This is a genomic window from Halomonas sp. 707B3 (genome assembly GCF_024158645.1).
Classification (GTDB): Bacteria; Pseudomonadota; Gammaproteobacteria; order Pseudomonadales; family Halomonadaceae; genus Vreelandella; species Vreelandella lionensis.
Genome location: NZ_JAMZBE010000136.1, coordinates 1 through 9,852, shown reverse-complemented (window position 1 = coordinate 9,852; position 9,852 = coordinate 1). Strand labels below are relative to the sequence as shown.

Sequence of the window (9,852 nt, the reverse complement as noted above, 5' to 3'; positions counted from 1 at the left end):
TGACAAACCAGAGGTTTTTCAACCTCTTTCACCGCTGGTAACGCTGGGCGTCCCCGGCAGCGGATGCGTACTTTACGGATTCGCGGCCGGGTTGGCAAGGGCTAATGTGAAAAAGTTTCAAAAAAGTTCAGCGCTTGGGTTTTGCCTTGCGCATAACGGCCAGAACAGGGCCTGAACACACATACGCTGCAAATAGCAGCAACAGCATAACGGAGGGCTCTACTGAGATCATCACGAACCCAAGCACTACCGCCAACAGCACAACGAAAGGTACGGGCTTTTTGAAGTCCAGATCCTTAAAACTGTAGTAGCGGATGTTACTGACCATCAAAATACCTGCCGCACCTACTACGACGAGCATCAACAGCTTGAAACCAAATGCATCGGCATCAAAACTATGGAACGTCCATACGCTGGCAGCAACCAGCGCCGCTGCAGACGGGCTGGGCAAACCGATAAACCACTTTTTATCGACACTACCAATCTGTACGTTAAAGCGTGCTAAGCGCAGCGCGGCACAAGCCACATACAGAAACGCGACCACCCAACCGGTTTTACCGATATCTTGGAGAATCCAGGTAAAGGCAACCAGTGCAGGCGCCATGCCAAACGAGATCATATCGGCAAGACTGTCATACTCCGCGCCAAACTCGCTTTGAGTATTGGTCATCCGGGCAACTCGGCCATCTAAGCCATCTAGCACCATAGCAATGAAAATGGCGACCGCTGCGGATGTGAACTCACCGTTAATCCCAGCCACAACCGCAAAGAAGCCAGAGAAGAGCGCAGAGGTAGTGAATAAGTTAGGCAAGAGGTAGATGCCTTTACGGCGAATCTTCTTGCCATCCTCCACGGCCTCTTCAACGACCTCGGTTTCCCGCAAGAACGCGGTAGCTAGGTCTTCATTGCCGACAGCATCATCACTACTTGATGTTTGCTGGGGTGATTCACCGCTGGCCGACGTATCGGAAGGCTGCGTATTTTCGTGCTCTTGATCGCGAGCATCCTGGGTCATAAGTGTCATCCATTTGAAGTAAAGTCACACGAAAAGTGGTCTCTTCTCATTCTACACGGTGACGCCGAGGCAGCCAGCCAATTGCCGTAGACAACGAAAAACGCCCCGAGACAGAGCCTCGGGGCGTTAGCAAATCAGTTAATCGATTAGTTCTTGGACTTATCGACCAGCTGGTTGGCAGCAATCCACGGCATCATACCGCGCAGCTTGGCACCTACCTGCTCGATTTCGTGTTCCGCGTTCAGGCGACGACGTGCCGTCATGGACGGATAGTTAGTGCTGCCTTCCTGAATGAACATCTTAGCGTACTCACCCGTTTGGATACGCTTGAGTGCATTGCGCATGGCGGCACGCGACTCATCATTGATGACTTCAGGGCCGGTCACATACTCGCCATACTCTGCGTTGTTGGAGATGGAGTAGTTCATGTTGGCGATGCCGCCTTCGTACATCAGGTCGACAATCAGCTTGAGTTCATGCAGACACTCGAAGTAAGCCATTTCCGGTGCGTAGCCTGCTTCAGTCAGCGTCTCAAAGCCTGCTTTTACCAGCTCAACTGCGCCACCGCACAGTACCGCTTGCTCACCGAACAGATCAGTTTCGGTTTCGTCTTTGAAGGTGGTTTCGATAATACCGCTGCGACCACCGCCAACGCCGGCTGCGTAGGAGAGCGCCAGCTCTTTAGCACTGCCAGACGCATCTTGGTGAATCGCGATCAGGTCAGGAATACCGCCGCCTTTAACAAACTCAGAGCGAACGGTGTGACCCGGCGCTTTCGGCGCGATCATGATCACGTCGAGGTCTTTGCGCGGCTCAATCTGGTTGTAGTGAATGTTGAAGCCGTGGGCGAACGCCAGCGTCGCGCCCTCTTTCAGGTTCGGCTCAACTTCCTGCTCGTAGATGGCTTTTTGGTTTTCGTCCGGCGCCAAGATCATGACCACGTCAGCGGTTTTGCACGCTTCCGGCACGCTCGCCACTTTTAAACCAGCCGCTTCTGCTTTCGCTGCAGAAGAGGAGCCTTTGCGCAGTGCGACAGTGACATCGACGCCAGACTCTTTCAGGTTGTTAGCATGCGCATGGCCCTGCGAACCATAGCCAACGATGGTAACTTTTTTGGCTTGGATCAGGGACAGGTCGCAATCTTTATCGTAATAAACGTGCATGGCGAGACTCCAGAAGTCGGTAATATCAAATTTTTATAGCGTATAGGTCAGCGTTGATGGCCACCCGTGCCGTCTTATGCAGCACTGGGATTCGGCGTTGAGGTCACTCTACGATAGAGCAGCCGTTGCGTAAAACGCTATGTTTGCAACATACTATTTCATATTATGAAATCACGCTTAGGGTGTCGGCCTTTATGGATTTTCGTCTACTCAAACACGTGGTCACCCTGGCCGACACACTGCATTTTGGCCGTGCCAGCGAGCTTTGCCACATTAGCCCCTCGACGCTGAGCCGCTCTATTCAACAGGTAGAGAGCGAGCTAGGCACTCGCCTATTCGAGCGCGATAACCGCCACGTGACGCTAACCCCTCAAGGCATCACGTTCCAACACTATGCCAAAGAGACGCTAGAGCAGTGGGAAACCCAAAAACGCACCTTGGCCGCCACCACAGCACAACTCAGCGGGGAGATCAGCATTTATTGCTCGGTCACGGCGAGCTACAGCTTTCTGTATGAATTACTCAGCGATGTACGTACACGCCACCCCGGCATTGAGCTAAAGCTGCATACTGGTGACCCCGCCGATGCGATGTCGCGAGTGCTGGAAGGCGCAGACGATATGGCGATTACTCCTCGCCCGCGTATTCCGCCTAGCGCGCTGGCCTTCAAGTCGCTGACCCGCTCGCCACTGCTGTTCATTGCACCCACCGAGCCCCACGCGTGGCTGCCGCCTCAACCAGAAAGCTCCACCGCAGAGCAGTGGCAGCACGTGCCGATGATTTTGTCGGAAGCAGGCCTCTCCAGGGAATACGCCAACACCTGGTTCAAAGCCATGGGTATTGCACCGCGCATTTACGCCCAGGTAGCCGGGCACGAAGCGATTGTGAGTATGGTCGGGCTTGGCTTCGGTGTGGGCGTTGTCCCCAAGATCGTGCTGGATAATAGCCCGCTGGCGGAACGGGTACAGGTACTTAACGTCAAACCGGAGCTGCCCCACTATGATGTCGGCCTCTGCGTGCTGAACCGGCGGTTAAAAAACCCGATGATTGATGCGTTTTGGGCGGCGGTTAATCCACGTTAACGCACTATTTATCACTAAAGCACAGTACACAAAAAAGCCGCCCAGCGAATGGGCGGCTTTTAGCAATACAAGTACTACTGTAAAGCGAACCTTTACAAGGACAGTACTTTATCGCCCCGGGCAATACCGGATACCCCGGTGCGCGCTACTTCGAGAATACCCACCGGCGCCATGGCCTGTAGAAAGGCATCCAGCTTTGAAGCGTCGCCGGTAATCTGCACCGTGTAGAGGCTAGGCGTCACGTCGACGATCTGCGCACGGAAGATATCCACCGTACGCTTAACTTCATCGCGGGCAGCGCCAAGCGCTTTCACCTTCACCAGCATCAGCTCACGCTCAATGTGGTTACCTTCGGTGAGATCCACCAGCTTGACCACATCAATCAGCTTGTTGAGGTGCTTGGTGATCTGTTCAATCACCCGGTCGTCGCCAACAGTAGTGACCGTTAAGCGGGACAGCGACGGGTCTTCCGTCGGTGCCACGTTCAGCGTTTCGATGTTGAAGTTACGCTGGGAGAAGAGCCCGACCACACGTGACAGCGCACCCGGTTCGTTTTCCATCAGAATCGAGATGATATGACGCATCAGGTACGCTCCGTTTTAGACAGCAGCATGTCACGCATAGCACCCAGCGGTACCTGCATCGGATAGACGTGCTCATGGGGGTCGACCTTCACATCCAGGAAGACCAGCTCATGTTTGTTGGCAAAGGCACGCTCAAGCGCCGGCTCCAACTCGTCTAGCGTCTTCACGGTGATCGCGGTGAACCCGTATGCTTCAATCAGCATATGGAAGTCGGGCAACGACTCCATATAGGAGTGCGCATGGCGAGATTTATAGTTCAAATCCTGCCATTGGCGCACCATGCCTAGCGATGCGTTGTTCAGGTTGACGATTTTGACCCCTACCCCGTACTGCTTACAGGTAGAGAGCTCCTGCATCATCATCTGGAAGCTGCCCTCACCGGTGACACACACCACATCGTCTTCCGGGAAGTTTTGTTTGATGCCCATGGCGGCCGGGAAACCGAAGCCCATGGTGCCTAGCCCGCCAGAGGTGATCAGGCGATTCGGCTTATCGAACTTGTAGTACTGCGCCGCAAACATCTGGTGCTGACCCACGTCCGTGGTGACGTACGCTTCGCCACGGGTCACTCGGCACAGCGCTTCGATCACTTCTTGCGGTTTCAGCACTTCGCCGGGTTTGGAAGGCTCGTAGAGCTTTCCTTCGCGATCGGCACGCCAACCGTCGATCTTCTGCCACCAATCGGTCAGTGCTTCTGGATGCGCAATGGAGTGCCCCTGCACCAAGCTAATCATCTCGTTGATGACGCTGGACGCCGGGCCAACAATCGGCACGTCTGCACGCACGGTTTTGGATACCGAGCTTGGGTCGACATCGACGTGGATGATCTTCGCCGTCGGGCAGAACTTCGACGTATTGTTGGTCACTCGGTCATCAAACCGCGCGCCAATGGCAATAATCAGGTCAGCGTGGTGCATGGCCATATTGGACTCATACGAGCCATGCATACCCAGCCAGCCCAAACACTGGCGGTCGCTTTGCGGATACGCGCCAATGCCCATCAGCGTGGTGGTAATCGGGAAGCCAAGCTGCTTCACCAAGTCGGTCAAGCCTTCGCTTGCCTTGCCTGTTACCACACCGCCACCGGTATAGAACACTGGGCGCTTGGCCTTCAGCATCATTTCGACGGCTTTTTTGATCTGCCCAGTATGGCCACGGGTCACTGGGTTATACGAGCGCATCTTGACCTTTTTCGGGTAAACGTACTCGTAGCGTTCGGTGGGGGCAGTCATATCTTTGGGGATATCAACCACCACCGGGCCAGGACGACCGGTCGATGCCAGATAGAAGGCTTTTTTCAGCACTTCTGGGATTTCGGACGGGTGACGAATCGAGAAGCTGTGCTTCACGATAGGACGCGTCACGCCGACGATATCGGTTTCCTGGAAGGCGTCGTCACCAATCAAGTGGCTCATGACCTGGCCGCACAGAACAACCATAGGAATGGAGTCCATGTAGGCGGTCGCAATGCCAGTCACCGCGTTGGTAGCGCCGGGGCCAGAGGTCACCAGCACCACGCCGGGCTTGCCGGAGGCACGGGCATAGCCGTCGGCAGCGTGAGTGGCGGCCTGTTCGTGACGCACGAGGATGTGCTTCACTTTATCTTGACGGAACAGCGCATCGTAAATATGCAGCGCCGCACCACCGGGATAACCATAAATGTACTCGACGCCCTCATCTTGCAAGAAGCGGGCGATCATATCTGCGCCGGAAAGCAGTTCCACTGTGTTTCTCCCCTGGAGGTCTCGAGTGCGATCCGCAGGACATCCTGCGGGGTCGAGTGCGGCGGTATGCCGCTGCCGGCCCATGCCGGCACCTGATGCCAAACCCTGGCAATATGGCCCGGTTAGGGCCTGCACTCTCATCGGGAATGCTCATTTATGGCAACCATAAAGAGCGGTTCCCTTACACGGCGGTTTGCCGTGTCGGGGCGTTGGCCAGGTCAGGCGGTTAGCCTAAGCCCGGAAGTCCTTCGGCGGGTAGAGGCGTGAGCCTACCCTTCGCGCGGGGATCAGGGGTTGCCCGTTGGTTCCGCGCCCGCAAATCAGGAACCCACAAGATTCCATTAGCGCCCTTAGCCTGTCAACCTCCGATCCCTTCAAACGCAACAAAGGTCGCAGTAAGCGCAAAAAAATGCCCCGCCAGCGGTGCTGACGGGGCATTTGCCCTATTTCATTGCGCAATTAACTAAACACTAGTTTGCCTTCATTGGCGCTGATGTGAATGGTATCGCCTGGGACATACTTGCCTGCCAGCAGGTCTTGAGCCAGCGGGTTTTCAATGCGGCTTTGAATGGCCCGCTTGAGTGGCCGCGCCCCAAACACAGGGTCAAAACCCACCACCGCTAGCTGCGCCATGGCATCATCACTAATCTCCAGGCTCAGGTCGTGTTCCGCGAGCCGCCCTTTCAAGCGCTCTAATTGAATACCGGCAATGGCCTGAATCTGCTCTTGGCCCAGCGCATGAAACACCACCACTTCATCGATGCGGTTGATTAATTCAGGGCGGAAGTGATTACCCACTACCTCCATCACCGCGTTTTTCATCAGCTCGTAGTCGTTATCATCCCCGCCCATTCGCTGAATAATGTCTGAGCCCATGTTGGAGGTCATCACAATCACGGTGTTACGGAAGTCGACGGTACGACCCTGGCCATCGGTTAAGCGGCCATCTTCCAGCACTTGCAGCAGAATGTTGAACACATCCGGGTGCGCTTTTTCCACCTCATCCAGCAGCAGCACCGAGTAGGGCTTGCGGCGCACTGCTTCGGTTAAGTAGCCCCCCTCTTCATAGCCGACGTAGCCGGGAGGCGCGCCGATCAGGCGAGCCACGGAGTGCTTCTCCATAAACTCCGACATATCGATGCGCACCATGGCTTCTTCCGTATCGAACAGGAAGTTTGCCAGTGACTTACATAGTTCGGTTTTACCCACCCCGGTCGGGCCGAGGAACAGGAACGAGCCGTTAGGACGGTTGGGATCGGCAAGGCCAGCCCGCGAGCGACGCACCGCGTTTGCCACGGCCTCTACCGCTTCATGCTGGCCAATGACACGCTCGTGCAGGGCGTCTTCCATACGCAGCAGTTTATCCCGCTCGCCTTCCAGCATTTTGGACACTGGGATGCCCGTCCAGCGGGAGACCACCTCAGCAATCTCCTCCTCCGTGACGTTAGAGCGCAGCAGTTGGTGGCTAGCGGTATCCGCTTCACCCTCACCCGCCTCGCTGATTTTCTTCTCCAGCGCGGGAATCTTGCCGTACTGAATTTCTGACATACGGCCTAAGTCGCCCTGGCGACGCGCCTGCTCAAGATCAATACGCGCCTGCTCAAGCTCCGCTTTAAACTGCGCCGCGCCTTGGATGCTGGCTTTTTCCGCTTTCCAGATCTCATCCAAGTCAGCGTACTCACGCTCTAAATCGTGGATCTGGTTATTCAGCGCCTCCAGGCGTTTTTTGCTCGCTTCGTCGGTCTCTTTTTTCAGCGCCTCCCGCTCCATCTTGAGCTGGATGAGGCGGCGATCAAGGCGGTCCATCTCTTCGGGCTTGGAGTCTAGCTCCATACGAATCCGCGATGCTGCCTCATCGATCAGGTCGATGGCTTTGTCCGGCAGTTGGCGGTCAGTAATGTAACGCGTAGAAAGCTTAGCGGCGGCAATAATCGCCGAGTCGGTAATATCAACGCCGTGGTGCACTTCGTAGCGCTCTTTCAAACCACGCAGAATGGCGATGGTATCGGCCTCGGTGGGTTCATCCACCAGCACTTTCTGGAAGCGGCGCTCTAACGCGGCGTCCTTTTCAATGTACTGGCGGTACTCATCCAACGTGGTGGCGCCCACACAGTGCAGCTCACCACGCGCCAGCGCTGGTTTGAGCATATTGCCCGCGTCCATGGCGCCATCGGCCTTTCCAGCGCCCACCATGGTATGCAACTCATCGATGAACAGGATCACTCGTCCCTCTTCTTGGGAGAGCTCTTTCAACACGGCTTTCAGGCGCTCTTCGAACTCACCGCGAAACTTGGCTCCGGCGAGCAGCGCGCCCATATCCAACGACAGCACGCGTTTCTCTTTCAAACCTTCGGGTACTTCACCGTTAACGATGCGCTGAGCCAGGCCTTCGACGATGGCGGTTTTACCCACACCAGGTTCGCCAATCAGCACCGGGTTGTTCTTGGTGCGACGCTGCAACACCTGAATCGTACGGCGGATTTCGTCATCGCGACCGATCACAGGGTCGAGCTTGCCGTCCAGCGCGCGCTGGGTGAGGTCCAATGTGTACTTATTCAGCGCTTCACGCTGATCTTCGGCGTTGGGGTCATCAACGCGGGAGCCGCCACGCAGGCTGTCGATCGCCGCCTCTAACGTTTTACGGCTGAGTCCAGCCTCTTTCATCAGCTTGGTAATGGCGCTGTTCATTTCCAGCGCAGCCAGCAACACAAGCTCAGAAGCAATAAACTGGTCGCCGCGCTTTTGCGCTTCGCGGTCGGTGAGATTAACCAGCTTAACGAAGTCGCGGGAGGGTTGAACATCGCCATCGAACTGGCTGACTTTGGGCAGGTCGTCCATTTGACGCTGCAAGCCGTCACGCAGGCGCGAGCTGCTGCCTTCGGCTTTTTCAATCAGCGCTTTAATGCCGGTATCTTTGGTGTCGATCAGCGCCAGCAGCAGATGCACTGGTTCAAGCTGGTTGTGGCCGTGGCCTACCGCGAGGGACTGCGCTTCCGCAATGGCAGCCTGTAATTTGGCAGTGAATTTATCGAATCGCATGGAGTGCCTCCTGGGGTAGCCGTGCGTTTGGACCCACGGCGCTTCCCGATAACTTGTTGTTGAACGTGCTAAAGACGATTAGCTTGACAAGTTAGGTGGGGTCATATCCACGTATTTCAAGTGACTCTTAGTTGATCCAGATCACACTCGCCATACGGCCGGTGTGACCATTGTCGCGGCGGTAGGAGTAGAAGCGCGATTCGCAGGCGGTACAGAAGTGCCCGCCGCTAATATGATGGATCCCTAACTCCTCTAAGCGAAAGCGCGCCAACCGATATAAATCAGCCATGTAGTGACCAAGCCGATAGGGGCTGTGATCAAAGGCATCGGCGGTTTCAGGATGTACCGCTACAAAGGCACCATAAACTTCCGGGCCCACTTCAAACTGGGCGTTGGAAATAGCCGGACCTAGCCACACCAAAATATCGCTGGGGTCACAGTTCATCGCGGCCACCGTAGCCTCTAGCACCCCGCCTGCCAACCCCCGCCAACCCGCATGGGCTACCGCGACCTGGGTGCCTTGGCGGTTGCAGAACAGTACCGGCAAACAGTCTGCCGTGAGTACCACGCAAGCGTACTCGCTGCTATTAGCCACGGCGGCGTCTGCTTCTGGGGGAGTGCTTTGGTACTCTTGCTGCACCCGGGCACCATGGGTTTGGTTTAGCCACAGCAGCGGGCGGTCATCACCGATCTCTTTCTGCATTAGCCGCCGACACAGCGCCACATGGTCAGCGTTATCACCAACGTGGGTTGCCGGGTTGAAGGCAGCAAAGTCGTTCTGGCTTGGCCCGGTTTCACGGGTGGTCACAAAGGCCCGCACGTTGGCGGGCGCGGGCCAATCCGGTAGCAGTAGCGTCGGGCGCAGGTCAATGGCATCGCTCATCGCATGGTCTCGCTATCTTCGCGCAGGTAGTCCAATAACATTAGTAGATCATCGGGCAGATCGGCTTGAAAAGTGAGGGTTTCGCCACTGACGGGGTGCACAAAGCTCAGTTTGCGAGCATGCAGCGCTTGGCGAGGAAACTCGCGCAAAATCTCTTTTAACGGCCCGGCAGCCCCCGGCGGAAGTTTGGCACGGCCACTGTAGAGCGGGTCGCCAATCAGCGGATAGCGGGCGTGGGCCATATGCACGCGAATTTGGTGGGTGCGACCGGTTTCTAGCTGGCAGCGTACGTGGGTGTGAGCACGAAAGCGCTCTACCAAGAAGAGGGACGAGTGATCCTGTTCATCGATGAGTTGCATACC

General features: G+C 56.1%; 8 protein-coding genes. 1 reads left to right on the top strand and 7 read right to left on the bottom strand.

Annotated features, from left to right (window positions below; genetic code table 11):
• Positions 1-127 precede the first annotated feature (127 nt).
• Positions 128-1,015 carry a CDP-diacylglycerol--serine O-phosphatidyltransferase gene (pssA, locus tag BIS10_RS15020; RefSeq protein ID WP_230835082.1) on the bottom strand — a complete coding sequence of 296 codons (888 nt, stop codon included), beginning with the start codon at positions 1,013-1,015 and terminating at the stop codon, positions 128-130.
• A 146-nt stretch (positions 1,016-1,161) separates the two neighbouring features.
• The gene (ilvC, locus tag BIS10_RS15015; protein WP_253506286.1) at positions 1,162-2,178 is read right to left on the bottom strand and encodes a ketol-acid reductoisomerase; all 1,017 of its coding nucleotides are present in this window, start codon (positions 2,176-2,178) and stop codon (positions 1,162-1,164) included.
• A gap of 194 nt (positions 2,179-2,372) precedes the next feature.
• Here ilvC and ilvY point away from each other — a divergent pair, with 194 nt between their 5' ends.
• Entirely contained in the window at positions 2,373-3,260 is an 888-nt protein-coding gene (ilvY, locus tag BIS10_RS15010; protein ID WP_044630357.1) for an HTH-type transcriptional activator IlvY, read from the top strand.
• A gap of 92 nt (positions 3,261-3,352) precedes the next feature.
• On the opposite strand, the gene ilvN is transcribed toward ilvY, so the two are convergent.
• The 5 genes from ilvN to BIS10_RS14985 all read right to left on the bottom strand — a co-directional run.
• A complete protein-coding gene (gene ilvN / locus BIS10_RS15005; protein WP_030074339.1) occupies positions 3,353-3,844 on the bottom strand; it encodes an acetolactate synthase small subunit in 492 nt (163 codons plus the stop codon).
• The gene (locus tag BIS10_RS15000; RefSeq protein WP_253506284.1) at positions 3,844-5,568 is read right to left on the bottom strand and encodes an acetolactate synthase 3 large subunit; all 1,725 of its coding nucleotides are present in this window, start codon (positions 5,566-5,568) and stop codon (positions 3,844-3,846) included. Before BIS10_RS15000 ends, ilvN begins: the two co-directional genes overlap by 1 nt.
• A gap of 459 nt (positions 5,569-6,027) precedes the next feature.
• Entirely contained in the window at positions 6,028-8,607 is a 2,580-nt protein-coding gene (clpB, locus tag BIS10_RS14995) for an ATP-dependent chaperone ClpB (RefSeq protein ID WP_253506282.1), read from the bottom strand.
• Between the two features lie 127 nt (positions 8,608-8,734).
• On the bottom strand, positions 8,735-9,490 hold the full coding sequence (gene pgeF, locus BIS10_RS14990; protein WP_062362812.1) for a peptidoglycan editing factor PgeF: 756 nt from the start codon (positions 9,488-9,490) through the stop codon (positions 8,735-8,737).
• The coding region (locus BIS10_RS14985; RefSeq protein WP_253506279.1) for a pseudouridine synthase at positions 9,487-9,852 on the bottom strand (366 nt) is incomplete at its 5' end. The genes BIS10_RS14985 and pgeF, both read right to left, overlap by 4 nt.

What these genes read in the sequence shown, in the direction of transcription:
- pssA (WP_230835082.1), bottom strand. Translation starts at nt 1,015, where the DNA reads ATGACCCAGGATGCTCGCGATCAAGAGCACGAAAATACGCAGCCTTCC.
- ilvC (WP_253506286.1), bottom strand. Translation starts at nt 2,178, where the DNA reads ATGCACGTTTATTACGATAAAGATTGCGACCTGTCCCTGATCCAAGCC.
- ilvY (WP_044630357.1), top strand. Translation starts at nt 2,373, where the DNA reads ATGGATTTTCGTCTACTCAAACACGTGGTCACCCTGGCCGACACACTG.
- ilvN (WP_030074339.1), bottom strand. Translation starts at nt 3,844, where the DNA reads ATGCGTCATATCATCTCGATTCTGATGGAAAACGAACCGGGTGCGCTG.
- clpB (WP_253506282.1), bottom strand. Translation starts at nt 8,607, where the DNA reads ATGCGATTCGATAAATTCACTGCCAAATTACAGGCTGCCATTGCGGAA.
- pgeF (WP_062362812.1), bottom strand. Translation starts at nt 9,490, where the DNA reads ATGAGCGATGCCATTGACCTGCGCCCGACGCTACTGCTACCGGATTGG.